Source organism: Evansella sp. AB-rgal1, from assembly GCF_041820985.1.
Lineage (GTDB): Bacteria > Bacillota > Bacilli > Bacillales > Salisediminibacteriaceae > Evansella.
Genome location: NZ_JBGUAU010000018.1, coordinates 95,768 through 120,150 on the forward strand (window position 1 = coordinate 95,768; position 24,383 = coordinate 120,150).

Genomic DNA, 24,383 nt, shown 5'->3' on the forward strand with positions numbered 1-24,383 from the left:
TTGTTATTCATAATTCCATCGATAATGGCCAGCAATCGGAGTACGAAAAGAAGTTAATTTTATTTCGGCCGCATGTGGCCACGTGTTATGGATGACATATGGTGTACCGTCTCTTGCACGTTTATCAGAAATAATACCTACATGATGAAACCCATCCAGAAAAAGAACAATATCACCTGGTTGCCACTCTTGTAAGTTATCAATGTCACCTGGGATGACATCGATCGTTAGGGATTCTAGATGTCTCTCAAAAAATACGTACTGATTGGGAACTCTCCGAAAATCAATATTGGGCTCTGGTCTCCCACCTACTCTTGGATAAAGATCTGTATTATTTGCAATATCGTCATCCATAAGATCCTTAAGGTATACATCAATTGCCATCAACGCTCTCCATATTACATCCGTACAAACTCCTTCATCATCAGGTGGATATCCCCCTGCATAATAAGCACTATGATAGGTTGTTTTCTGCTCCACTTCTTTCCGTGCTTTACGCACCATCTCGATTGGATCAGAAATACCATTATTATTTGAATCGACAGTTGAATATGTATCAGGAACGTCTACCTTTTTCATAAATGGATTGCTTATTTTTATACCTACAAAGTCTAATAAAATACCATTATTATATATCGGAGCATAGAGAATAAGACAAACGACTAGAAAGAAGAATATGGTTTTTTTTCTAATTTTCATTTCACACCTCATTAGAAATACTATTTTTTATTACATAATATATAAGACGAAGTACTCCATAATATTGTTTCAAAGAATCATTAACTATTTCCAGACCCTATCTTTTCTGAGAAAAGAACAGGGTTTGTCAAAGGAACAACGAACTTTGACAAACCCTTTTTGGAATTTTCACTTACTCAATTACTACAATGTTTTTGCTTGTTTAATCTGTGTTTTCACAACACTCTTTAGAATCTCTCATACTATCTTCTTCCTCTACTATCTCGATTACACAGCAATCTTTCTCTTTAGAAATAAGATTCTTAATAAACTCAAACACCTCAACACCTCCTGATTTTTTTCAATTCATTACATCAATTATTTTTGATTTATTAGTCAAACCAAAAGAATTTTACAACTGACAACACACTTGGTGTTTTTGTTTTCTTTTAAGGTTTAATAACGGTAATTTTGAAAGTACACCAGATGTAGAGAGGGATTGTTTCATAGCGTTTGCTTCTCGATATATTTTTTCCACTTCATTTTGTCTGTATTCAGCCTCCGCTTTCAAAACTAAATAATTTGAATTCATCATCTCAAGCACTCCCTATTGTATTTTTTTATCAAAAAATGATTTATGTATAGTTATTACATCAACTTTTCTTGATATTTATATTATAACTCCTCACACGACGCTTTAGCAAGATATAAATCAAAAAAAATTGATTTATATTCATAAAAAAATCCTCAATATGAAACTCGGTTACTATTGAGGATCTTCCACTAGACTAATACTTTAATCATTAGAAGTTAATGTATCATTTCCACCAATTTTTGCTGCTATTGCTTCAGATAATTCCTTCGTTGTCTTTGGAACAATCGTCTTTAATGCTGGATTAACCATTGGTGCCATCATCCCTTTTGCTGTAATATCGAGACAACCTACCATCTTGGTTTTCGTCTCACTTAATTTCTCTGCTTGAAAGTACCCTTCTCCACTAAATTTTTCATTAATTCCGGTTAAATCAAAACGAACTTGTGAGGGCTTCGTCCATTCTTTAATATCAATTTTCATGTGTATCAACTTTTTCATAATACCGATATCACTTTCAAACTTCCATGTTGACTGTTTTCCGTTAAGCTTTTTGTGTTCAATGTATCCTGGAACTAAAGGTGCCCATCTGTCCATATCTGAAACAAAATGCCATACTTTTTCTATTGGAACATTTAATTCAATAGTATGAATACCCTTTGGCATCATTTCCCCACCTCTCTTTGTAATTATCTTTTTAAACTTTAATTCATGCACTTCTCCATTAGTATTCATATTCACACAAAAAAAGATAATGACCAAGCTATCAAATTTCCGCCTTTAATAAAAAGGAAACTCGTCGCACCTGTCGAAATTAGTAGATAAAGGAGGTGATAAAAAATGCCAGAAAAAGATGAACGAGTGATTGCAATGTTAATATATCTTATTAGTTTTTTCACTGCTTTTCTAGGACCGATTATTATTTGGTTAATTAAGAAGGATGATTCCGAATTCATTGACTATCACGGAAGAGAATATTTAAATTTTTTAATTTCTATTACAGTATACGGTATTATTAGCTTCATCCTAATCTTTGTGCTAATCGGTATTGTATTATTAATAATTTTAGGAATTGGATCCTTTATTCTTACAATTGTCGCTGCGATTAAGTCATATGAGGGAGAAAAATATCGTATTCCTCTCATTTTCCGTATCCTCTAAATACACATGAAAAAAAGTGCCTTAGCGAGTACAGGCACTTTTTTACGTTATTATAAGTTCTCAATAAACAACCTCAATACATCAGCTCCACCGATGATTGTCCCTAGTGTACTTCCTAAGTTTGCTAAAATGACAATTAATAAAATACGAGTGACTTTATTACTCCAGAAACCTTTCACATTATAAACATCTTCGGATAACGTTTCAAAATCACGGACACTCGGTTTACGCATGTATGCTTGTACGGCACCAGCAAACCACCCTGCAGCCATTAGAGGATTTAATGAACTTAATGGTGCGACAAAAAAAGCCGTAATAATCGCAAGTGGATGTCCGAACCCAATAGCTACACCTAGTGCGGAAAAGGAACCATTCCATAGAATCCAGCTTATCGTCTGTTGAAGTCCTGCTGATGGATTCGCATAAAATGTATAGGCAATGATACTAATGATAATGATTGGAATCATCCAAGCGATAATTTTAGGTGCCTTAGATTTAGGAGGTCGCTTTGAAATCGCTTCTAAATCCTGCTCCTTTTTAATTTCTTCCTTAATTCCCGGAACATGTGCAGCACCTAGGACAGCAACAATTTTTTGCCCTGGAGCTTCTTTAATTTTTTGTGCTAAATACTGATCTCGTTCATCAATCAATGGTACTTTTAACTTTGGAAAAGCTGTTGTAAATTCATCTAGCATGGAATGAAGCATATCTTGTGTTTTTAATTTTTCTAATTCTTCTTCCGATATTTTTTCATTATTAAAAATGCTACCAATTATCACCATCAGGAGCTTTGCCTTACCCATAAATCCTATTCCATGCCATATACGTGCAAAGGTAATTTGAATATTTCGATCTGCTAAAACAAGTTCCGCTCCAACTTCTTTTGCAGATTCAATTCCTTGAATCATTTCTTGACCAGGCTTAATCCCAAATTGCTTTGCCATCCTTTTTTGGAAGGACGAAACAAGTAGATTCATTAAAAGAAGTGTCGCTTTCTTCTCTTTAATTACTTTGAATATGTCCATATCCTTCCACTTTTTTCCTTCTACAATGGATTGATATCTCTGCTCATCTAATTCCACACAAACCGAGTCAGGCTGCTCTGTTTCAATAACAGCCTTCACTTCTTCAGCACTTTTTTTTGATACATGTGCTGTTCCAATAAGTATGAACTCTTTATTATTAAGGTGTATTCTCGTAATATTTGCCTCTGACATATGTATCTCCCTTACATCATTTCTTATATAGCATGTACTTAACATGTATTATTCTTCAATTATGAACTACATGATGAAAAATTACTATTCATTTTTTTCCTCTCCAAAGTAAGTCTTTCCAATTTGACTCTTAGAGAAAGAAACTCTTATAATTTACATTATAAGCTACTTGATTATAGTTTTACATTGGAGTGAGTATTGTTTTGGAATCAAAAAAAGCATTGCCTGTATTGTTTGCTGTCATGTTTCTCGTAATGGTAGGTTTCGGAATCATCATTCCCGTACTCCCTTTTTATGCTGAGAGCATGGGAGCAACACCAACTCAATTAGGACTTTTAATGGCTGTTTATTCTGTTATGCAGCTCCTATTTGCTCCTATGTGGGGGCGTATTTCCGATCGTTTTGGGCGAAAACCAGTAATGATGATTGGAATCTTTGGACTCGCCCTTTCTTTTTTCTTTATGGCAATATCCACTCAACTATGGATGCTGTTCGCCGCTAGAATCATCGGCGGATTTTTATCGTCAGCAAATATGCCAACAGTTATGGCATATGTTGCAGATATAACGTCTGAAGATAATCGTGGTAAGGGAATGGGTATTATTGGTGCAGCGGTTGGTCTTGGGTTTATTTTTGGACCAGCAATTGGTGGGATTTTCTCGGAAACAGGTCTACATATTCCATTTTTACTTGCTGGAGCTTCCTCTATCTTAACCTTTTTCTTAGTGATGTTTGTTCTAAAAGAATCCTTAACTAGAAATGATACCCAAGCTGTTTTAACAAAAAAAGTACCATTACACAAAGCTGTAAAAGGACCCGTTTCCATTTTATATTTCCTACAATTATTCATTTCTGTATCGTTAGCTGGACTCGAAGCAACCTTTGCTTATTTTGCAGCGGAAAAAGCGGGGTTAGGGACAGTTGAATTAGGATATGTCTTCATGATAATGGGATTTGCAGGAGCTCTTGTACAAGGTGGTCTAGTAGGCAGACTGACGAAAAGGTTTGGAGAAGGTATCGTTATTCAAATTGGAATTATTATTTCTGCTATCGGTTTCTCTCTAATCTTACTAATAGACAACTTCACAACAGCAGCAATCTACTTAACTATATTTGGAATTGGGAATGGTTTTATCCGTCCAAGTGTTTCAGCATTATTAACAAAAAAATCAACAACAGGACACGGAAGTACAACAGGACTTTTAGCTTCATTTGATTCAATGGGGAGAGTAATCGGTCCACCATTAGGTGGTCTGCTATTCTCTATCTCAATAGGTTTACCATATATAATTGGTATTCTTTTATCGATTGTTGCTTTCCTTTTATACCGTGTTTATGCAAAGAATATAAACCAGTTGCAAGTGAAGGTGTCGTGAATAAGATAGGCACTGAATCTATATTTTTTTCAGTGCCTATACTAAATTATAAGTATTCATTTAGCTCCTTTAGATTATCTTTTAACTTAGTGAAGTAATTATTTGACTAGGAAATACCTATCCTTTATATTAAGAATTATATTTAGTACCTATAACAATCAATTAATTTTGAGAGGTAAATTTATGAATCTTTCTTTACAAGATTACATTAGTATTAAGATACATCAAACAGACCTACACCTTACTAGTTATATTAAAAATAAGTTAGAAGCGCTAAACATAGCCCCTGAGCAAAACCTGGTTATGATGCTATTGTGGGAAAAAGATGGCCTAACGCAAAACCAAATATCTATCCGATTAAAAAAAGATAAAACAAACATTGCTCGGATGGCTTCAAACTTGGAACAAAAAGGATTTATTTCAAGAGTGCAATGCCAAAATGATCGCCGTTCTATCAAATTATTTTTGACTTCTAGAGGCAAAGAACTTGGTGAAAAAGTAATTCCAATTGCTGAATCTTTTCATGAAATGGTAGTAAAAGATATTTCAAAGGAAGAATTAGAGCAGCTAGAAAAAACCTTAGCAAAAATAAGTAAAAATGTAGACTGTTTATATTAAGTAAGCAGTTTATTTCCTCTCTACTAGTTGCTATATCAACTTATTCTCCAATATTAGTTGCTACTACAACAAAAAAGATTCATTTCATGAAAAGTTCAATAAATCTATCTAATTCTTACAAATGGAGGTTTTAACAAATGTATGATGTAGTAATTATTGGTGCTGGTCCTGCTGGTGCAAGTGCCGCAATCTTCACTTCTAAAGCTGGTAAAAAAACACTTTTAATCGACAGTGAAAAAAGTCTGACAAAACGAGCTTGGGTGGAAAATCACTATGGCGTGGAAGGCATCGATGGTCCGGCACTACTTGAAAAAGGAATAAATCAAGCAACGAAGTTAGGAACAGATTTTACTATAGATACTGTAGTAAATATTGTGAAAGAAGATGACTTCTTTAGTGTTGAAACCGAAAGTAATAGCGTTGTCCAAGCAAAACATGTTCTCCTTGCAACTGGAGTCTTAGCTGATCTAGCTGAAAAAGTCGGCTTAAAAGTTATTCCAGGTACAGAACCAAGAATTAAATCGAACATTAAAGTTGATTCTGAAGGAAAAACAAATATTAATGGTATATGGGCAGCAGGAACTGTGGCAGGAGTTAGTGTTCATACTATCGTTACTGCTGGACATGGTGCTGCAGTTGCGATCAATATCATTAGTGAAATCAATGGTGAACGTTACGTTGATCACGATTTATTAACATAATAAAGAAGTTGCCTAATGATTTTAAGTAGCTCCGTTTAGAGGGAGAAATCTAAAAATTATACAGCAAGAAGAGGCTGGGTCATAACGAAAGTGTAACATTGAAAAGACGAACGATAGGTAACCTTAGCGGAGGAAATATACGAAGACTCCGGCGGGATTAAAATGTAAGGGTGAGACCCCAAGAGTGCTTAAGCGCTCGGCGGCTCACCAGCCGCCCGCGGAAAGCGAAGTATATTTCTGCAGCGAATAGTATACCAAGATTCATTTCGTTCGGATTTCTCTTTACTGAAAACACTTTTGTTCCAGCCTCTTTTATCATGAAACATATTTCATACACAGCTAATTAGCTCATGTTTATTACGTTCATATTCTGCTTATTTTTAGAGATTACTGGAAAATTTTATGGTCTAATTAAATAGTAAAGCCTTTAATTGTGAAGAAATGCTCTTAAGCTGAACGGAACCGATGGAGAAAATTGATTTTTGCAGCATACGAAGTTTTCCCTTTAATCTAATGATTTAGGTACCTTCTTTATATTATCTGAAAATACTCGTATCAATATGTAGATAAACAATCTAGTATTACTCACTTTGTTGTTTGAATTCCATTGGCGATTTATTTGTGTTCTTTTTCATAAGCGATATAATTTAGGACAAAATAATAAATAAAACGAAAGTATTTTCTCATCCATTTGAATCTAAAGGAGAATAGTATGAATTCATCTGACCAATATCGTATTGAAAAGGATACACTAGGTAATATTAAAATTCCTTCTTCAGCCTACTATGGTTCTCAAACTCAACGTGCTATTGATAATTTTCAAATTAGTGGAATAAAACTTCCACGAGCTTTCATTAAAGCACAGGGAATAATTAAAGCGTCCGCCGCTATCACAAATATGGAATTAGGTTCTCTTTCTAAGGAAATTGGCAAAGCTATTGTACAAGCCTCAGAAGAAGTGATTGACGGAAAATGGGATGATCAATTTCTCGTTGATGTTTATCAAGCCGGAGCTGGAACTTCTCAAAATATGAATGCGAATGAAGTAATTGCCAATCGCGCAACAGAGCTACTAGGAAAAAATTACAATAAACGAATACATCCAAATGACCACGTAAATATGTCTCAATCAACGAATGATACTTTCCCATCCGCATTGCATATTGCCACTCTCGAGTTAATGAATGAGAAACTACTTCCTTCTTTATCAAAATTGCAGCAATCTCTCCATTGTAAATCTGGAGAATTTATGAACATATTAAAAACTGGTCGAACTCATTTACACGATGCAGTGCCAATGAGACTAGGTCAGGAATTTTTAGGCTACGCGGGTACAATAAAGGTAGTGTATGATCAATTGGATGAATCCCAAGACAAATTATATGAAATAGGGTTAGGTGGCAATGCAATTGGAACTACAGTGAATCTTAATCCTGATTATATTCCTAAAGTAATATCCGAGGTTTCGAAACGTACAGGGCTTCCATTTCGCGAACCAGATAACTTATTCAGTTTTATGCAGAATCGAAATGCAGTTATCCATATCATGATGAATTTAAAAGAACTGGCTATTCATTTAATCAAAATTACGAGTGATCTTCGATTATTAAGTTCAGGTCCTAGAACAGGATTTGCAGAAATAACATTGCCCTCTGTCCAGCCTGGTTCTACGATTATGCCTGGTAAAGTAAACCCTGCCATTTTAGAAATGACACATATGGTTTGTTGCCAAATAATTGGCTATGAATCTGCCGTATCCACTGCTGGACATGGTAGCCAGTTGGAGATTAATGTAATGATGCCTTTAATTGCATACAATCTTCTTCATTCTATTGAAATTTTTGCAAATGCAATCACCACATTAACTTTAAAGTGTATTGATGGTATTCAGGCAGATAAACAAATGTGTAATAAATGGATGGAATCAAGTTTATCCTTAGTCACAGGAACAAGCTCATTATTAGGTTATGATTTAGCTTCTCAAATTGGAAAGCAAGCAGATGAAGAAAAGAAAACAATAAAACAGGTCTTACAAGAAAGAGGATTATATACTGCTGATATCGAAAATGCTATTGATCCTAAAGGAATGGTATAAATTATCCATATGTTCCAATAACCTTTATAATGTATATGGAAAAAGAGTTGCAAAACCAGGCAACTCTTTTTTTGTGTTATTATTTTTCTTTAAAATCTAATGAAATAACTTTATTTGTAGCTGGATTATACGTAATATTCGCTTGTAATTTCATTTTTTGTTGTGTCATTGGTGATTGAAGATTAAACTCATATACATCTTTCACCTGATTTTGAGAGACTTCTGTTGATTCAATAAATTGAAAATCTGTAATGATATATCCCGGATAGGCTGGTTGCACCACTCCTGTTAAATAATTCCCCCAAGTACCAACATGTTCTTCCATAGATGTTGTTGGAATTATTTCTACAGATATCACACCTTCATTTACATTAGCTCCCAATGCTTCAAATGCCTTGCGATGCAAGTTAATATTGTTTGCACCAAAATTTGGAACTCTATCTACAATTAAAACTGTAATTTCTTTTTGATCAGGTAAAGAGAGGTTTTTAACTGTTACCTTTTCACCACATTGAATGGTAGAGTGATCTCCAACAGCTGCTGTCATGTATTTATTCTGAGACCAAGGAATTCCACACTGCGTTACTTGACCACCTTCCGTCCACATGGCTTGACCTGTTGTAGGTTGCTGTCTATACATGATGTGAGGATTTCCCATGTAAGGATATGCTATATAATGTGGATTATAATAATCATGATTTGGATAATAGGCATAAGGATTTTCTTGTGGTTTCCCATATGGATTTACATTTGGTAAAAAAGAAGAATAATAATTCATTCGTAAGTTCCCTCCTGTTTTATCAACCTTCCATACTGTATGTTTCAAAATGGTTGACCTGTGACAAATATCTACGTAGTATTTTTTACTGTTGATAGAATCAATTGTTAGAACATACATACGAAAATGTTTAAAGTTATCAAATAAAAAGCTAGAAAAGAAGCCAGTTGAGCGGCTCTTCTCTAGCTTTAGCTTTATGTTAACAAAGCATTTTTTTACTTTTACTCATTATCTTTATTTCTTCTATTACGGTCTCGATTCAGAACATCTTCTAATATATCCAACAGCTCATCTCGAGATAAACCATTGTCATTATCATTTGAGCTTTCTTTTCTATCTGATAATGAATCGTCATTCTCGTCCACACTGCTTGCTTTCTTTTCTTCTTCGGCAACATTGTGATAATACTCTGAACGGTCAATTTCACGCTCATCGTCTAGCAAAGTTTCGTCCACTTCATAATCTGTACTTTCTTCTGCTTGTTCTATATAGCGACGCTGACTTCGAGGAGGTAGCATAGTAAACTCCTCACTTCGTTCCCCAACTTCATCATCTCTTCCCATATATTTCTCATCAATTAAATACGCAGGAACTAGTTGGCCATCTGGCGTTACATATTTTCGATTTAAGTGTCTTGTTTCTTTATCAAAGAAACTATAAATTACTGGGATAAAGAATAGTGTTAAGAATGTGGAACTAATTAAACCTCCAATTACAGTAATTGCCATTGGTTGTTGAATTTCTGCACCTTCCCCCATTCCTAATGCTAATGGAACTAGACCTAAAATCGTTGTTACAGATGTCATTAAGATAGGTCTAGCACGATCTTTAACTCCTTCAACAATAGCATCATAGGTACGCATTCCTGCTTCTTTCTTTTTATTGATGTAATCTACTAATACAATGGCATTGTTTACAACTATACCTGCCAGTACGATCAAACCAATAAATGCCATGACACTTAACGGAGTTAACGTAACAGTAAGTCCTATCGCTACTCCAACAACGACTAATGGAACACTGAACATAATAACAAAAGGATATTTAAATGACTCAAATTGTGCTGCTAACACTAAATAAACGAACACGAGTGCTAATATTAATGCCATTGTTAAATCGCCTATAGCATCTTGCATCATTTGATCATCACCTGTAAAGGAAACAGTTGTTTCAGTTGGAATATTCATGTCGTCAATAGTTGATCGAACTAGTTGAGACATTTCTCCTAAGTTATATTGATTCCCATAATGAAGTGTAAACTGAACAGAAGACTCTTGGTTAATCCTATTAATTGTTACTGGACCTTCCCCTTCCACTATATCTACTATTTCATTTAGAGCTACGAATTGCCCAGTTTGACTAAGAAGCAATAAACCTTCCACTGCCTCTATGGTACTTATAAATTCTTCTCCATAGCGCACATGAACTTCATATATTTCATTTTCTTCTGTTACAATTTGTGTTGCTAGTGCCCCGTTCATTTTCTCTCGAACCATTTGTGCCACTTGGGCTGGAACAAAACCATACTGTCTTGCTGCTTCACCATCAACAAAAAATTGAATTTCTGTAACGGTATCAGTTAACCCATTGGAAACTTCATGAAATTCCCTCATATCCTCAAATTCTTCCGATAACGCAAACACAACTTCTTCTAATCTGATAGGGTCAGCATCCGTAACATTAAACGTGATTGTGTTCGGAGCATTGCCCATCATAGCCTGTTGCTGTATAGAAACCTCTGCATCTGGTGCAGCTCGTTCTATATCCCGACGAATTGAATCGCCAAATTCAATCGTAGAAAGATTTCGATCTGCTAATGACACCATCGTTACAAAAATGGAAGCTTCATGAGATCCAGAGCTACCAAAGAGCATTGCCTCTGGACCTCCACCAGCACCAATGGTACTCATGTAATGTAATATATCACGTTCGTCATCCAAAACATCCTCGATATTTTCTACGGCTGCAAGAGTTTCCTCTAGTGGTGTACCTCTCTCCATTTCAATCTCAATTTGAAAGAAGCCTTCATCCGTAGCTGGAATGAATTCTGTTCCAACTTGAGTGACTCCAAATGCACCTGCCACTAACAATAAAAATGTAATTGTTAGTACTCCAGCCCGGTGTTTTAATGACCATGTAATCGACTTACTAATAGTTCGAATAAAAGCACTTTTCTGACGTTTTTCTTCTAAGTTTTCTATCGGAGTCTTTAGTAATCGACTTGCAACCATAGGCACAACTGTAAGTGCAACTGCAAGAGATGCTAATAAGCTAAAAGAAACGGTTAACGCAAACTCCATAAATATCTCACCGACGATACCTGAAATAAATACCACAGGTAAGAAAACAGAAATGGTAGTTAGTGTGGAAGCGGTAATGGCTCCCCCTACCTCTTTTGTTCCATCAAAGGCAGCAGATTTTGGATCTTTATTCATAGATAAATGTCGATATATATTCTCAATAACAACAATAGAGTTATCTACGAGCATCCCAATACCCAGTGCTAAACCACCTAGCGTCATTATATTTAACGAAAGATTGGTAAAGTAAATTAATACAAACGTAACAATGACAGAAAAAGGAATCGCAATTCCAATTATCAATGGAGTTTTCAAGCTACGTAAGAAAGCAAAAAGAACAAGAATTGCAAATAACCCACCAACAATTAGTGCAGTTGAAACACTTGAAATTGCTTCCTGAACGTATTCTCCCTGATCAAAGAGGATCGCTACTTCTATATCGCTAAATTTATTTTCATCGAGTAGTTCACTAAGTCGATCATTAAACTGTGTTGATACCTGTGCGAGGTTTGCATCAGACTGTTGTTGAACACTCATCATAATGGCAGGTTCTTGGTTTGTTCGTGTAATAGCACCTTCATTATCAGAAATGATATCAACGCTTGCAATATCGGCCACTGTAATTTCATCCCCTGTTTCTGGGTCTACAGTCAAAACAATCGTTTCAATATCTTCCATACTCGTCATTTCAAACAATACGCGTGTTGTATACTTAAGATCATTACTCTCCACCAAACCACCAGGAGCAGTGACATTATGGGCTTGAATCATTTGAATAACAGTTGATTGATCAAGTCCGTATTCTTCTAATGCATATTGATCTAGTTCAACTATTATCTCATCTACAGATTCTCCGGTTATATCAATAGATGCAATTCCATTAAGTTTTAATAACTCTAATCGTAAATCCTCTGCCAATTCGCTAAAATTCTCTTCATCAGAGGATAGGGATAATTGAATTATTGGAAATTGCGAAGGGTCAAATTTTAAAAAGGATGGGGAATTTGCCCCTGTTGGCAATGGCGCCTGATTCATCCGACTAATAATATCGTTCTCAACATCATCGATTGATGTTGTCCATGAAAACTCTAATATCGTCATGGAAGCCCCTTCCATTGAGATGGAACTAATATTATTTAATCCTTGAACAGTAGCCAAACTATTTTCTAACGGTTTTGATACTCTTTCAAGAACTTCTTCTGGGCCAGCATTTGGATAACTTGTAACCACTGCCCCTATAGGTGGATCAATATCTGGCATTAGCTTTAACGGGATATTTGTTAAAGAAATTGCCCCTAATAGTAAAAAGATAACCATTCCTACTATTGTAAAAACCGGTCTTTTAATTGAAAACTTAGTTATGTTCACACTTTATCCTCCTTGCTTTCTGTATAACAGTTAGAAACTTTTCAAACATTCATAAAATAGGTAACTCTTCTTTAGCTCAAAACTAGCTTCAATTTTCAATTCATTTCGTAATGATAAAATGTTGCTAAAATAAATCTCTACTAGTACTTCTATTAATTCCCTTTAACACCCCACCCCACTATTAAGAAAGTTACATGTTTAACTACTCTACTTAACATAAGATAACAGGTGAATATGAACACAGTATGAACAAAGAGAAAGGACTTCTTAAAAAAGTAAGAAATCCTTTCTAATTTACAATGGATTTAACTTTATTAAATATTACCGTGAAAAATAGGTGTATCAGACTATCTAGTAATACTACTTTGTTGGTTTGTACACCGCGCGCTTTAGTCCACTACCTTTCCACCCCAGGGGAAATTTCAAGATCCGTTCATACTTCATGATGTCTTTTATGCTGTGGGAACTGCCGAACGCTCCTTAGATTAACGCTACTTTTCTTCAGCATGCGGTAAGGTAAACGTAAAGCTTGTTCCTCTATTCAATTCACTTTTCACATGAATGGAGGTGTCGTGCAGATCAATAATGTGCTTTACAATAGATAAGCCAATTCCTGTTCCGCCTTTATTTGATCTGGCTTTTTCTTTCTTATAGAACCGTTCCCAAATGTGTGATACATCCTCTTCGTTTATTCCGAGACCATGATCTTTGATATGAATTTGAACATCATTCTCTAACCTTTCTAACACGACTTCCACCTTACTATTTTCCTTTGAAAATTGAATAGCGTTTTGAAGTAAGTTTATGAACACCTGATCAATCCGACTTGAATCAGCTAATACAAACAAGTCATCATCTTCACATAATAACTCAATTTCCATTTTAGCTTGAGACAACGCAGGCTCCATTTTCGCAATTATTAATCTAACTTGTTCAGATAAGTTATATGCTACTGGATTAATTTCTACTTGGTCAGCTTCTAGCCTTGCCATATCCAGTAAATCGTTAACAAGTTTCATTAGTCTTTTCGTCTCGTTTCTCATAATTGAAAAATATTTATGCTGTTGCTCAATAGGGATAGTTCCATCCATTAATGCACCAAGAAAGCCACTGATAGACGTTAGCGGTGAACGTAAATCATGAGATACATTTGCCACAAAATCCTTCCTCATTTGGTCAATACTAGCTAACTCCTTCGCCATGTAGTTAAAGGTTTCACCTAGTTGACCTATTTCATCATGGGTTTTGACTTTTACACGATGATGAAAATCTCCTTTCGCAAGCTGCAACGCACTATGATTCATTTCTCGAAGAGGAGAGGTTAATTTCCTTGAAGTGAAAAAGATAATAATCCCCGCTAATATAATTGCAATTAAGATTGTTACATTTAGTATGAAACGAAATTTTTTCATGTCAGAATCGAATTCATGAAAAACCATCACCATCGTATATACACTATTTTCTTCCATCTCTAACTGAATAGGAGACGACATTAAATAGACTACATACTCTTGGTTATGATACCTTTGGGATGTTTCCTCGGATAGGAGTTCCTCAATGGATAAGTCTATTTCCAAATTCATAAAAAGATTCTCATTATATTTAATATTTCCAGATTCATCAAATAGAAATATCATCCGATCTTCTTGATTCATATTCAACTCTAAAGAAGATGAAAGTAATTGCTCCGTCCAATTCTCATCCTTTGCGAGTTGAAAGAAGGATATTAATTGCTGTTGCTGATGGTCGAATGCCTTATGATAACGATCGATAATTTCAATTTGAACCAGAACATTAATTACAATCCCAATAAAAAGAAAAGATATAAATAAAATCAAAAGATAAGTAGAAAATAGTTTGGTAAAGACACTTCTTCGTTTAATCAATCGTCTTCACCTCAAATTTATACCCTACACCACGAATTGTTTTTAAAGACCAATGATGTATTTCTTCTCCGATTTTTTCGCGTATTCGTTTTATATGAACATCTACTGTACGAGAATCTCCATCGAAATCATAACCCCAAATACTATCTAATAGTTGTTGACGTGTAAACACTTGGTTTGGCTGTGAAACTAAAAAGTATAGGAGTTCTAGTTCGCGTGGGGGAAGGTTTATATCTTTCCCCTTTCTAAAGACCTTGTACTCCATCATATTTATTGTGAAGTCGGTTAGATCTATATTATCTTTAGAATCAAAATGAGGGTTTGTCCTCCGTAATATCGCTTTGATCCTAGCGATAACTTCTTTAGGATCAAAAGGTTTTACGACATAATCATCTGCTCCTAATTCTAAACCTTTTATACGATCATAACTCTCTCCCTTACCAGTAATCATAAGAATAGGGATGTTTCTATCCTTACGAATTTCTCGGCAAACAGACCACCCATCCATAACAGGTAACATAATATCTAATATTACAAAATCTGGATTGATATCGTAATATCTTTCCAAGCCAACCTCACCATCATCAGCAAATAATACATTATATCCTTCTTTCTCTAAGTAAAGTTCAAGTAAATTACATATGTTTGGATCATCTTCAATGATTAAAACCTTTATTGGGTATTTCAAAACAAACCCTCCAATCAACTAAATGCTAGTTATTCGTTTACATATTTCAGCAACTACTCCTTGCTTTTGCAGTTTCTGAACAATATGCTCTATAGAAAGTTTCTTTCTGTTTTTTATCCTCAACTAACTTCTCTCCCTTATACCGTTCTAGCAGAGTTATTTTAATTACTCAACAATAAACTAACATATATTTATGAACGCAATATGAACAAAAACATAAGAGAGATTTTTCCTTTCTTCTATCACATAGCATATTAATGTTTCCTTTTATTAAATGGAAAAAAGTTAGTGTGTTGATGATAAAATTAGAAATAACTTAGTTTCATTCAATTTTCCAACTCTCTGTAGATTAAATCCACCCAAAGATGTATTTTATCAACATTTTTTTGAGACACTACAACCCAAATGTGTGAATGTAGCACAACGTTTCTATGACCAACTATCATATCAAAAAATCACTTAGGGGGTACAATGATGATCTATGTATATAATTGTTACGCAGGAACACATTCCTCAGCAATTGCATCTGCCTATCATTTAAATAAACTTCCCAAAGATCGCATACCTACGAAAGAAGAAATACTAAATATTGATATTTTTAATAAACTAACAACGAAAGCTATGGGAAGGTTTGTCTATCATGGGAAAGATGAGAATGGTGATAAAGTATTTACAATGGGAAGAAGTGGTTCGAAAATAATTCTACCATCCATGGTCGAACTACTTACAATATTGAATGAGGATGAAAAAATAAAAGATAAAGTTATATTTTCCAATGCTTCCCCAACAGTTCCCCTTGCAATGACTTTTGGAGGTCTTTTCTCTAGAAGATTTCATATAGATTTCATTGGCGTACCCCTCCTTGTGAAAGGTACACAACAAGCATATTTAAATATCACAAATCTTGTAGAGCGCACGAAGCGAATTGGAAAAACAACGGATACTCTTGTTGAAGTTCTTGATAATAAAGATTTAGAAGTGAATAAGATGTTCTAAACAAAGTTGCAGAGCCCTCGACTATTTCATCAAAGAAATAAGAAAAGCGCAAGGCGCCAGCCTATCAGAGAAGAACTGCCTGAATAGGGTTCCATGCAGCTTTGCGTTTTAGTATCAATGGCTCTGCTATGAGGTTAATTGTTTATGTAGCTTTTATCTCTCACCATCCCATTCCCCATAGAATTGTGTGAGGAAGTTTTCCATATAATCATGCCTTGCTTTCGCCATGGTATTTCCTGTTTCAGTATTCATTAAATCTTTTAATTTTAACAGTTTTTCATAAAAATGATTAATAGCTGCTCCATTATTTGAACGGTACTCTTCCTTCGTCATACTTACTTTTGGAGGATGAGTTGGGTCATACATTATCCGACCTTTTGACCCACTATAAACAAAGCATCTTGCAATGCCAATCGCTCCTATCGCATCTAGTCTATCTGCATCCTGTACAACCATTGCCTCAAGACGCGATAATGTTGGACCATTGCCACCTTTAAATGAAATAGTTGAAATAATCTCCAAAATAATGTCTTTTTCGTCTTTTTTTACAGATTGAGAATCTAACCATTCTCTCACCCTAGCTAGCCCTATCTCTTCACTTATGGATATTTTTTCATCAGCAATATCATGAAGCAGAGCAGCCATTGTGCACAAAAACATATCTGCACGTTCTTCTTGAGCGATTCGTTTTGTGAGTTCTGTCACTCGATAAATGTGCCACCAATCATGGCCACTCCCTTCCCCATTCAACTGACTTTTTACAAACTCTTCTGTTCTACTAATAATTTGTTTCTTATCCAAAACGATCATCCTTCTTAGTGAGATTACTCCCCTGAACTATAACCTTCTTCTACAGATTGAACAATAACAAACCCATTTCCTGTAAATTCCATTTGGAATGATTCTCCACTCCCCCGACCAAGAAAGGTTCGAAAACTTATATCAGTTCGAAACTTAGGTTGTAAATGACCTGACCACGCAACTGTTGCCTGTGGATCTGTTATCACAGGTATACCTGGACGTACCAATAGCGTAAGTGGTTCATAGTGGGAAGTAATAGCGATCATTCCTTTTCCCTTTAACGTTACATTAAACAGACCTCCTGACATAACTCCTGCAACTTTTTTCATCAGCTTAATATCCCACTCAATTGTTGGTTCAAATGCAAGAAGATCGTTTCCATTAACTGTAATCATCTCGTTGTCCAACTGAATAATGGAAATTTTCTTTCCTTGATCTGCTAAATATAACTGTCCATAACCTTGGGCCTTCATCAGTGAGCTACCTTCACCAGTAAACGTTTTCTTTAATAACCTACCTACTCCATGTTCAAGTAATCGTTCCCTTTCAAACTTAATTTTCCCATTATACGAGACCATGGAACCCATTTTCGCCCATACTTTATCTTTTAAATTCACTTCTAGTATACGTGCTGTTTCTAGCTCAAAAAATTCATTTGCCCTTTCCTTCTGAACAGTGTTTCTTATAAATTCATCAATTGAATACTTACTCATGTGTCATCCCTCCCTAACATCATAGACCAATTTTACCCTTTTCCGACCATATAAAAAAGAAGAAAGTCAAATTATTTCCATTTTGTTTAGAAAACAATTATGGTAAGTAAGAAACTAATTTCGAATAGATATCTTCGTTCCATAGACCAAGCAGATTCGAGAGATAATATAAACCTATTGCGGGTGAGAATCGTTTTGAAGCATACTAGTTGAACTTCTGAAGGAATCATCAGAAGTCTAAGAGACTCCTTTACAGACCAAATGGTGAAAGTACCTACGGGGTCTCCTACCTTACGGAAAAATCAACATGGCACAAAAATCAACATTGTCATTAAACATAGCCTGCAATTAAAAAACGAAACCATTTGCATGGTAACTACGTATATTCAAAATAAGTATTCATGGAGCGAAACTAAACTATCAACACTTATTCGAAATTGATCCAAAGAAAGGAGCGACAAAATGACACTAGTACTGAATAATATTAAGAAAAAATTTAAAGATCATACTGCAGTGGACACTATTTCTCTTACAGTAGAAAAAGGGGAAATGTTTGGACTATTGGGGGCAAACGGTGCTGGAAAGACTACTTCGTTTCGAATGATTTTGGGGTTACTGGATCCTACCGAAGGAACAGTAACATGGGCCGGTGAACGCCTTTCTTATAAGCGAACAAAATTAATAGGGTACCTTCCTGAGGAAAGAGGGCTATTTCCTAAATTAACAGTGAAAGAACAGCTCATATATTTGATGAAACTCAAAGGAATGAAAAAGCCTGAGATAATCAAAGAAATGAAGCATTGGCTAGATCGGTTTCAGGTTCCTGAATATGAAAACAAAAAAATAGAGGAATTGTCAAAAGGTAATCAACAAAAAATTCAATTTATGGCAGCTGTTTTACATAAACCGGAATTATTAATCTTAGATGAACCGTTTAGTGGGCTCGATCCAGTAAATTCAGATATGTTGAAAGCTGCTGTACTAGATTTACAAAAAGCAGGAACAACCATCGTTTTTTCTAGCCATCAAATGCAAAACGTAGAAGAACTATGTGAGGACCTAATCATGTTGAAACAAGGGAAAGCTGTTCTTCAAGGTAATTTAAGAGAAATAAAGCGCTCTTACGGTATGAAAAGTATAAGCCTACGTGCAGATTATGATTTACAGTTTCTGCATTCCATTCCTGGTGTTCTTAAAATAGAATTTAACAAAAATGGTGCTACTGTAAAGGTGGAAAATGAAACCGTAGCAGAACAAATATTTAGAGCTATTTCTGAAAAAGGGTTTGTTCGAAAATTTGAAGTGGATGAGCCTTCTTTACATGATATTTTTATAGATAAAGCTGGAGGTGATAACATTGACTAATTTTTGGACTACTATCGCACATACAGCTGGAAGACGAATAAAGTCGAAAGCATTCATTTTCGCAACTATTTCCATGTCCTTATTAGTTCTAGTATTAGTAAACATCAATAATATTATTGATGTCTTCTCCAATGAATCTTCCCAAGAGAAAGATACAATTGCTGTTGTAGACTTGACAGAAGAAAACATCGGTGAGTTCCTAGAATCTCAAACTGAAAGTAGGTTTGAGTATATCCTTCACTTAGATGGAGATGTGGACTCCGCAATCGAAGAAGCCGTAAACAATCAATATAATTATGTTTTAACTGTTAGAGGTAACTTAGAAGAAATAGAAGCAGAATTCTATGGAAGCGGAAATGATTTTATGATTGCTCAAGAGGTTCATCAAGATGTTCAACGTGTTAAGGAATCCCTTGCAACAAATGAGTTAGGTTTAAGTGAACAAGAATTAGCCTTAATCTATACTCCTATCGTCTTTGATGAATTCCCATTGCAAGAGGGCGGAGAAGTTCAAACAATGGAATCCCACATGCAATCGTATTGGATGGTGTATGCGCTCGTTTTTGCCATCTATATTATTGTCCTAACATTTGGCTCTATGATCGCAACCGAGGTGGCTACAGAAAAATCTTCACGTGTTATGGAACTTCTTGTTTCTAGTATTAATCCAGTTACTCAGATGTTAGGAAAAATAGTAGGAATCGGTATTGCTGGAATGGTTAACTTATTAGTTATTGCTGGTGCTGCACTAATTGGAACTTATATTAGTGGGGAAGACACGTTTCGATTTCTGATCGATGTTATAGATATTTCTCTTATTTTCTATGCTCTCACCCTTATATTACTTGGGTATTTTGTCTACGGTGGAATGGCAGCGATGCTTGGTGCATTAGTAAGCCGAGCAGAAGAGGTCAATCAAGCTTTACAACCTGTTGTATTCCTTGCAATGATTGCGTTATTTATTTCTATCTTTGGACTGAATACACCAGATGCCACATTCATTCAAGTATTGTCATATGTTCCATTCTTTACTCCACAGTTATTATTCTTACGTATCGGAATGGGAACAATACCAACATGGGAAGTGATTCTTATCTTCCTTATACTTTTAATTAGTGCAATCCTTATAACAATACTTGCGGCAAGAGTTTACAAAGGCGGAGTATTGATGTATGGGAAGTTTTCCTTTAAAGAGGGAATGAAACAAGCATTCACACTAGGAAAAAAAGAAAGCTAAGGCTCCCTTCAAGTCAATGTTATACATCATAAAAAATCGCGTAAGTTCCTACTTACGCGATTTTTCTATGTTTAACGGTTTGACAATAAAATATATACAAAACACACAAATTATCAGTAGACAAGTACGTTACCATAGGCAGACGCATATAACATTACTACCGACATAAAAATGTTACTCACTATTTTAAGGGAGATTTCTTTGCAAGTTGAAATTATTCAAGGAAATGATAAGAAATTACGGCCTTCACAAATTAATATTGTAATTCATGTTATTAGAGCTTTTTCTTTTGCACATTATTCCTTTATTCATAGAGCAAAAGAGATTCTTCTCGTTAAGTCTGTTAAGGAGGGATTTCAGTACAAAAATAAGTTTTCAGATTATTTGATGGCCGGCGAGGTACAGGGTCTACCGATTGAAGGTTGATTTAGATAGTTCTCCACATACTGTTTCCAAAGCGAATCTCTACGGTAGGACAATAATACAAAAGAGGACACACGGTGTACGTGCATCACTCCATTCCCTTGATGAGTAGATACTTCATGGGAAATCCCAAAGATTGAGAGGGTTACAATATGAATGATACAAGTCTTACACTGCCTATTCGAAAAGGAAAACCAAGAGATACTGGACTGACCATTTTAATAGATAATGGACTTCCTATTCAGTTTTTTTTGGACACAATAAATAGTTCCTCAGAATATATTGACTTTATTAAGTTTGGTTGGGGAACATCAATTATTACAAAACATTTACCTAAAAAAATACATTGTTTAAATGAAAATAAAGTGAACTACTTTTTCGGAGGTACGTTGTTTGAGAAGTATGTTGATCAAGGGAAAACAGATGATTTTTACCAATATTGCAAAACACACGAATGTTCGTTTATAGAAATATCCAACGGAACAATACCGATGACAAATAAAGAAAAAGCTACTTACATTCGTGATTTTTCACAAGAGTTTCATGTCATTAGTGAAGTTGGGCGAAAAGATGGGATAGAATCTGATAAACATACTTCATCCGATTGGATTGAATTTATTCAAGAGGACTTTGAATCAGGTGCATATAAAGTGATAACTGAAACGAGAGAAGGAGGAACTGGTGGAATATGTACAAGAAGTGGTGATATTAAATTTGAAATTCTAGAAAGTATTTTTTCTTCTTCCATTTCTCTAGATAAAGTTATTTTTGAAGCACCCACAAAGAATCTTCAAGCTCTATTTATTAATGAACTGGGTCCAAATGTAAACTTAGCGAATATACCATTCTCAGACACGATCCCCTTAGAGACATTACGATTAGGGTTACGTTCTGATACATTTCATATGGTGAAGAAAGTTGGGGAGGTATTGAGATGAGAGAAACAAATAAAGTATTTCACCTAGCAGTTCCGTGTAAAGACTTAGATGAGACATCTGATTTTTATGAAAAATTAGGCTGTAGGCTTGCTCGGAAGTACAATGATCGAGTTACATTTGATTTTTTTGGCGATCAACTTGTTTGTCATTTAAATCCCGAGAAAATTGATGAAAAACCATCTATGTATCCAAGACATTACGGCATAACCTTTACAGATTTAGAAGAATTTAATTCGTGTTTAGAGTTAGCTAAAAAGAAAGAACTGCCTTTTTTCCAAGAAAAAATGATCCGTTTCAAAGGAAAACGAGAAGAACATATTACATTCTTCTTAATAGATCCATCCAATAACCTTTTGGAATTCAAATATTATCATGACATTTCTATGGTTTATTAATGGAAGAATTTCATATTTGTACCGAGAAGACACTAGAAAATCTCTTTCCTAGTGTCTTTATATTACCTTCTTCTTTTCATACCATTTAGTAAATATATCTTTAAGTGCATATTTTTCTTACATAAAGAAAAACTTAGAGAGTAATACTGGAAATTCATAGGAGGATAACATGAGTACTTTATCTTACATACGAAACTTAATTACCGATCCTAACATTGCATCCATTACCCCGACTTCTTCTTGGGGAGTAAAGAGGGTTTGTAAAGACATTGATTTCGATGTTCGTAATTGCATCGTTGAATATGGCCCTGGAACAGGAGTGTTTACAAAATTTTTACTTTCGCATTTAACACCAGATTCGAAATTAATACTCGTTGAAAAAAATCCTAATTTCGTGTCTATACTAAACAAATGCTTTCAACAATTTGATAATGTTTTGATTTATAATGAAAGTGCCGAATGCGTGGATGATATTCTAACAGATTGTGGGGAAAAGGAAGCGAACTATATCCTTTCTGGCATCCCATTTTCCTTTTTTAGCGATCAATTAAGAGATGATATTATCTCAAAAACATATTCCATTTTACGAGATGGAGGACATTTTTTACCTTATCAAACATTCTTTCAAAAAGATTCACATTTAAAAAGCTACTTAATGAAATATTTCGAAGTTGTGGAAGACAATTATTTTCTAAGAAATATACCTCCAATGCGTACTTATAAGGCAAAGAAAGAAACCAACGCAGGAATCAAGACTAGTTAGCATAGTTGAAATAAGCGGAAGGCCACGAACTCCAGTGGGAGGCAGAGCAGGGGATCGAGACACCCTAGCGACATAGTCAGTCGTGAAGGTGGCTCGGCCAGCTACCTACTCCAAACAGGAACGCGAACTGGCTGAAGAGAATGCAATACAGACCAACAAAGGTAGTATTCCTTATAGTAAAAGGTCCAAGTGACAAGCGTATTTTCAGTAGACATCATACTATATGAGAAGTAATGAATCCCCCTCTTTGCTTTATGTAACAAATCCCACAAATTACATTTTACATAGCATCAAAATTCCTTTACACTTTGATAATACGTTGATAAAGGAGGAGATAATTTGATATTATACTTTTCTTTCATTCTAGTTGTTTTTATTTATTACATGTTTTATATAGCAAACAAAAATACTTTTCAAATAAATACTAATCTCATTACCCCGTTTCCCGTTCAAGATGGTTCTCCTAATTCGGAACCACTTCGTGTGCTGCAATTATCAGATCTACACTTAGAACATATATCAATTTCACCTGAAAAACTTTTTCAAACTTTAAAAAAGCAACGAATTGATCTTATTGCAATTACTGGTGATTTTCTAGATCGTCCTAAATCCATTCCTAAACTTACTTCTTACTTACGCATACTACAACAACTACAACCGAAATACGGAACGTACGCTGTATTAGGTAACCATGACTACAAGTTAAAAAATATGCATTTAAAAGAATTAAAACGTGTATTAAAACACTATGATATAATGTTGTTACAGAACGAAAATCAACAAATATACGTTAACGGAGTCTTAATTCATCTTATTGGAATTGATGATCATCACTCAAAAAAACATAATCTTAAAAAATCGTTTGAAGGAATTACTGAAAAAGATATTTTTCGCCTAGTTTTAACTCACGATCCAAATGTTGTTTTCCAAATGAAAGATTTTGATTTCGATTATTTATTATCAGGACACTTTCATGGTGGACAAATATGTTGGCCTAAACCATATCATTTACGCAAGTTCGGAAAACTAGTTAAATTAAACTTAATTAAAGGACTTATTCACTATGATGGAAAAGTCTTTTATATTAATGAAGGTCTAGGTCAAACAGGTATAAATATTCGAGTAGGGAGCAGGCCAGAGATAACAATTCACGACATTTATCTCCCTTCTAGCAGAGAGAATGTATTAGAAAAAGTCATCTAAGACAAAATTTACATGACGTGACACTTTACAAAGGCAAAGAACTGCACATAAATTGTTGGACAAAAACTAACAATTTATGTGCGTTTTTTTT

Annotated in this window: 23 protein-coding genes; 13 read left to right on the forward strand and 10 right to left on the reverse strand. The window is 34.8% G+C overall.

The genetic code is table 11. From position 1 onward, the window contains the following. Positions 1 to 3 precede the first annotated feature (3 nt). The 3 genes from ACERII_RS16165 to ACERII_RS16175 all read right to left on the reverse strand — a co-directional run bounded on the left by ACERII_RS16165 (position 4) and on the right by ACERII_RS16175 (position 1,936). Positions 4 to 699 (reverse strand): DUF1287 domain-containing protein, encoded by a 696-nt coding sequence (locus tag ACERII_RS16165; RefSeq protein WP_373643742.1) that lies wholly within the window; start codon positions 697 to 699, stop codon positions 4 to 6. Between the two features lie 391 nt (positions 700 to 1,090). After that, positions 1,091 to 1,273 carry a hypothetical protein gene (locus ACERII_RS16170; RefSeq protein WP_373643743.1) on the reverse strand — a complete coding sequence of 61 codons (183 nt, stop codon included), beginning with the start codon at positions 1,271 to 1,273 and terminating at the stop codon, positions 1,091 to 1,093. A gap of 201 nt (positions 1,274 to 1,474) precedes the next feature. Next, a complete protein-coding gene (locus tag ACERII_RS16175; RefSeq protein WP_373643745.1) occupies positions 1,475 to 1,936 on the reverse strand; it encodes an SRPBCC family protein in 462 nt (153 codons plus the stop codon). Positions 1,937 to 2,110: 174 nt separating this feature from the next. Here ACERII_RS16175 and ACERII_RS16180 point away from each other — a divergent pair, with 174 nt between their 5' ends. Then, complete coding sequence (locus ACERII_RS16180) at positions 2,111 to 2,431, forward strand: DUF4870 domain-containing protein (protein WP_373643746.1); 321 nt, start codon at positions 2,111 to 2,113, stop codon at positions 2,429 to 2,431. Positions 2,432 to 2,481: 50 nt separating this feature from the next. Here ACERII_RS16180 and ACERII_RS16185 read toward each other — a convergent pair whose 3' ends face one another. After that, positions 2,482 to 3,648 (reverse strand): TraB/GumN family protein, encoded by a 1,167-nt coding sequence (locus ACERII_RS16185; RefSeq protein ID WP_373643747.1) that lies wholly within the window; start codon positions 3,646 to 3,648, stop codon positions 2,482 to 2,484. 203 nt (positions 3,649 to 3,851) lie between these two features. On the opposite strand from ACERII_RS16185, the gene ACERII_RS16190 reads away from it, so the two are divergent. The 4 genes from ACERII_RS16190 (at position 3,852) to ACERII_RS16205 (ending at position 8,438) form a co-directional block, all read left to right on the forward strand. Next, complete coding sequence (locus ACERII_RS16190; RefSeq protein ID WP_373643748.1) at positions 3,852 to 5,024, forward strand: MFS transporter; 1,173 nt, start codon at positions 3,852 to 3,854, stop codon at positions 5,022 to 5,024. Between the two features lie 183 nt (positions 5,025 to 5,207). Then, entirely contained in the window at positions 5,208 to 5,642 is a 435-nt protein-coding gene (locus ACERII_RS16195; RefSeq protein ID WP_373643750.1) for a MarR family winged helix-turn-helix transcriptional regulator, read from the forward strand. Positions 5,643 to 5,779: 137 nt separating this feature from the next. Continuing rightward, positions 5,780 to 6,343: an FAD-dependent oxidoreductase gene (locus ACERII_RS16200; RefSeq protein ID WP_373643751.1), complete on the forward strand. Its 564-nt coding sequence runs from the start codon at positions 5,780 to 5,782 to the stop codon at positions 6,341 to 6,343. A 712-nt stretch (positions 6,344 to 7,055) separates the two neighbouring features. Then, complete coding sequence (locus ACERII_RS16205; protein WP_373643753.1) at positions 7,056 to 8,438, forward strand: class II fumarate hydratase; 1,383 nt, start codon at positions 7,056 to 7,058, stop codon at positions 8,436 to 8,438. Between the two features lie 79 nt (positions 8,439 to 8,517). Here ACERII_RS16205 and ACERII_RS16210 read toward each other — a convergent pair whose 3' ends face one another. The 4 genes from ACERII_RS16210 to ACERII_RS16225 all read right to left on the reverse strand — a co-directional run bounded on the left by ACERII_RS16210 (position 8,518) and on the right by ACERII_RS16225 (position 15,458). Then, positions 8,518 to 9,216 carry a DUF3889 domain-containing protein gene (locus ACERII_RS16210; RefSeq protein WP_373643754.1) on the reverse strand — a complete coding sequence of 233 codons (699 nt, stop codon included), beginning with the start codon at positions 9,214 to 9,216 and terminating at the stop codon, positions 8,518 to 8,520. A gap of 221 nt (positions 9,217 to 9,437) precedes the next feature. Beyond that, positions 9,438 to 12,884, reverse strand: coding sequence for an efflux RND transporter permease subunit (locus ACERII_RS16215; RefSeq protein ID WP_373643756.1), 3,447 nt, complete (start codon positions 12,882 to 12,884; stop codon positions 9,438 to 9,440). A gap of 491 nt (positions 12,885 to 13,375) precedes the next feature. Beyond that, on the reverse strand, positions 13,376 to 14,770 hold the full coding sequence (locus ACERII_RS16220) for a HAMP domain-containing sensor histidine kinase (RefSeq protein ID WP_373643758.1): 1,395 nt from the start codon (positions 14,768 to 14,770) through the stop codon (positions 13,376 to 13,378). Next, the gene (locus ACERII_RS16225) at positions 14,763 to 15,458 is read right to left on the reverse strand and encodes a response regulator transcription factor (RefSeq protein WP_373643759.1); all 696 of its coding nucleotides are present in this window, start codon (positions 15,456 to 15,458) and stop codon (positions 14,763 to 14,765) included. The genes ACERII_RS16220 and ACERII_RS16225 overlap by 8 nt, the downstream gene beginning before the upstream one ends. A gap of 474 nt (positions 15,459 to 15,932) precedes the next feature. Between ACERII_RS16225 and ACERII_RS16230 the strand changes: the two genes are divergently transcribed. Continuing rightward, a complete protein-coding gene (locus ACERII_RS16230; RefSeq protein ID WP_373643760.1) occupies positions 15,933 to 16,454 on the forward strand; it encodes a DUF3189 family protein in 522 nt (173 codons plus the stop codon). A 153-nt stretch (positions 16,455 to 16,607) separates the two neighbouring features. Here ACERII_RS16230 and ACERII_RS16235 read toward each other — a convergent pair whose 3' ends face one another. Then, positions 16,608 to 17,264, reverse strand: coding sequence for an HD domain-containing protein (locus ACERII_RS16235; RefSeq protein WP_373643762.1), 657 nt, complete (start codon positions 17,262 to 17,264; stop codon positions 16,608 to 16,610). A 14-nt stretch (positions 17,265 to 17,278) separates the two neighbouring features. After that, complete coding sequence (locus ACERII_RS16240; protein ID WP_373643764.1) at positions 17,279 to 17,968, reverse strand: AIM24 family protein; 690 nt, start codon at positions 17,966 to 17,968, stop codon at positions 17,279 to 17,281. 462 nt (positions 17,969 to 18,430) lie between these two features. Here ACERII_RS16240 and ACERII_RS16245 point away from each other — a divergent pair, with 462 nt between their 5' ends. The 7 genes from ACERII_RS16245 (at position 18,431) to ACERII_RS16275 (ending at position 24,292) form a co-directional block, all read left to right on the forward strand. After that, entirely contained in the window at positions 18,431 to 19,333 is a 903-nt protein-coding gene (locus ACERII_RS16245) for an ABC transporter ATP-binding protein (protein WP_373643765.1), read from the forward strand. Continuing rightward, positions 19,317 to 20,570, forward strand: a complete 1,254-nt coding sequence (locus ACERII_RS16250) for an ABC transporter permease (protein WP_483867431.1) — start codon at positions 19,317 to 19,319, stop codon at positions 20,568 to 20,570. Before ACERII_RS16245 ends, ACERII_RS16250 begins: the two co-directional genes overlap by 17 nt. A gap of 201 nt (positions 20,571 to 20,771) precedes the next feature. After that, positions 20,772 to 20,996, forward strand: a complete 225-nt coding sequence (locus ACERII_RS16255; RefSeq protein WP_373643767.1) for a 2-phosphosulfolactate phosphatase — start codon at positions 20,772 to 20,774, stop codon at positions 20,994 to 20,996. A 149-nt stretch (positions 20,997 to 21,145) separates the two neighbouring features. After that, complete coding sequence (locus ACERII_RS16260) at positions 21,146 to 21,931, forward strand: phosphosulfolactate synthase (RefSeq protein ID WP_373643768.1); 786 nt, start codon at positions 21,146 to 21,148, stop codon at positions 21,929 to 21,931. Then, complete coding sequence (locus tag ACERII_RS16265) at positions 21,928 to 22,326, forward strand: VOC family protein (RefSeq protein WP_373643769.1); 399 nt, start codon at positions 21,928 to 21,930, stop codon at positions 22,324 to 22,326. The genes ACERII_RS16260 and ACERII_RS16265 overlap by 4 nt, the downstream gene beginning before the upstream one ends. A gap of 169 nt (positions 22,327 to 22,495) precedes the next feature. After that, positions 22,496 to 23,089, forward strand: a complete 594-nt coding sequence (locus ACERII_RS16270) for a class I SAM-dependent methyltransferase (RefSeq protein ID WP_373643770.1) — start codon at positions 22,496 to 22,498, stop codon at positions 23,087 to 23,089. 339 nt (positions 23,090 to 23,428) lie between these two features. Then, complete coding sequence (locus tag ACERII_RS16275; RefSeq protein ID WP_373643771.1) at positions 23,429 to 24,292, forward strand: metallophosphoesterase; 864 nt, start codon at positions 23,429 to 23,431, stop codon at positions 24,290 to 24,292. Positions 24,293 to 24,383 lie beyond the last annotated feature (91 nt).

What these genes read in the sequence shown, in the direction of transcription:
- ACERII_RS16165 (WP_373643742.1), bottom strand. Translation starts at nt 699, where the DNA reads ATGAAAATTAGAAAAAAAACCATATTCTTCTTTCTAGTCGTTTGTCTT.
- ACERII_RS16170 (WP_373643743.1), bottom strand. Translation starts at nt 1,273, where the DNA reads ATGATGAATTCAAATTATTTAGTTTTGAAAGCGGAGGCTGAATACAGA.
- ACERII_RS16175 (WP_373643745.1), bottom strand. Translation starts at nt 1,936, where the DNA reads ATGCCAAAGGGTATTCATACTATTGAATTAAATGTTCCAATAGAAAAA.
- ACERII_RS16180 (WP_373643746.1), top strand. Translation starts at nt 2,111, where the DNA reads ATGCCAGAAAAAGATGAACGAGTGATTGCAATGTTAATATATCTTATT.
- ACERII_RS16185 (WP_373643747.1), bottom strand. Translation starts at nt 3,648, where the DNA reads ATGTCAGAGGCAAATATTACGAGAATACACCTTAATAATAAAGAGTTC.
- ACERII_RS16195 (WP_373643750.1), top strand. Translation starts at nt 5,208, where the DNA reads ATGAATCTTTCTTTACAAGATTACATTAGTATTAAGATACATCAAACA.
- ACERII_RS16200 (WP_373643751.1), top strand. Translation starts at nt 5,780, where the DNA reads ATGTATGATGTAGTAATTATTGGTGCTGGTCCTGCTGGTGCAAGTGCC.
- ACERII_RS16205 (WP_373643753.1), top strand. Translation starts at nt 7,056, where the DNA reads ATGAATTCATCTGACCAATATCGTATTGAAAAGGATACACTAGGTAAT.
- ACERII_RS16210 (WP_373643754.1), bottom strand. Translation starts at nt 9,216, where the DNA reads ATGAATTATTATTCTTCTTTTTTACCAAATGTAAATCCATATGGGAAA.
- ACERII_RS16230 (WP_373643760.1), top strand. Translation starts at nt 15,933, where the DNA reads ATGATCTATGTATATAATTGTTACGCAGGAACACATTCCTCAGCAATT.
- ACERII_RS16235 (WP_373643762.1), bottom strand. Translation starts at nt 17,264, where the DNA reads ATGATCGTTTTGGATAAGAAACAAATTATTAGTAGAACAGAAGAGTTT.
- ACERII_RS16240 (WP_373643764.1), bottom strand. Translation starts at nt 17,968, where the DNA reads ATGAGTAAGTATTCAATTGATGAATTTATAAGAAACACTGTTCAGAAG.
- ACERII_RS16245 (WP_373643765.1), top strand. Translation starts at nt 18,431, where the DNA reads ATGACACTAGTACTGAATAATATTAAGAAAAAATTTAAAGATCATACT.
- ACERII_RS16260 (WP_373643768.1), top strand. Translation starts at nt 21,146, where the DNA reads ATGAATGATACAAGTCTTACACTGCCTATTCGAAAAGGAAAACCAAGA.
- ACERII_RS16265 (WP_373643769.1), top strand. Translation starts at nt 21,928, where the DNA reads ATGAGAGAAACAAATAAAGTATTTCACCTAGCAGTTCCGTGTAAAGAC.
- ACERII_RS16270 (WP_373643770.1), top strand. Translation starts at nt 22,496, where the DNA reads ATGAGTACTTTATCTTACATACGAAACTTAATTACCGATCCTAACATT.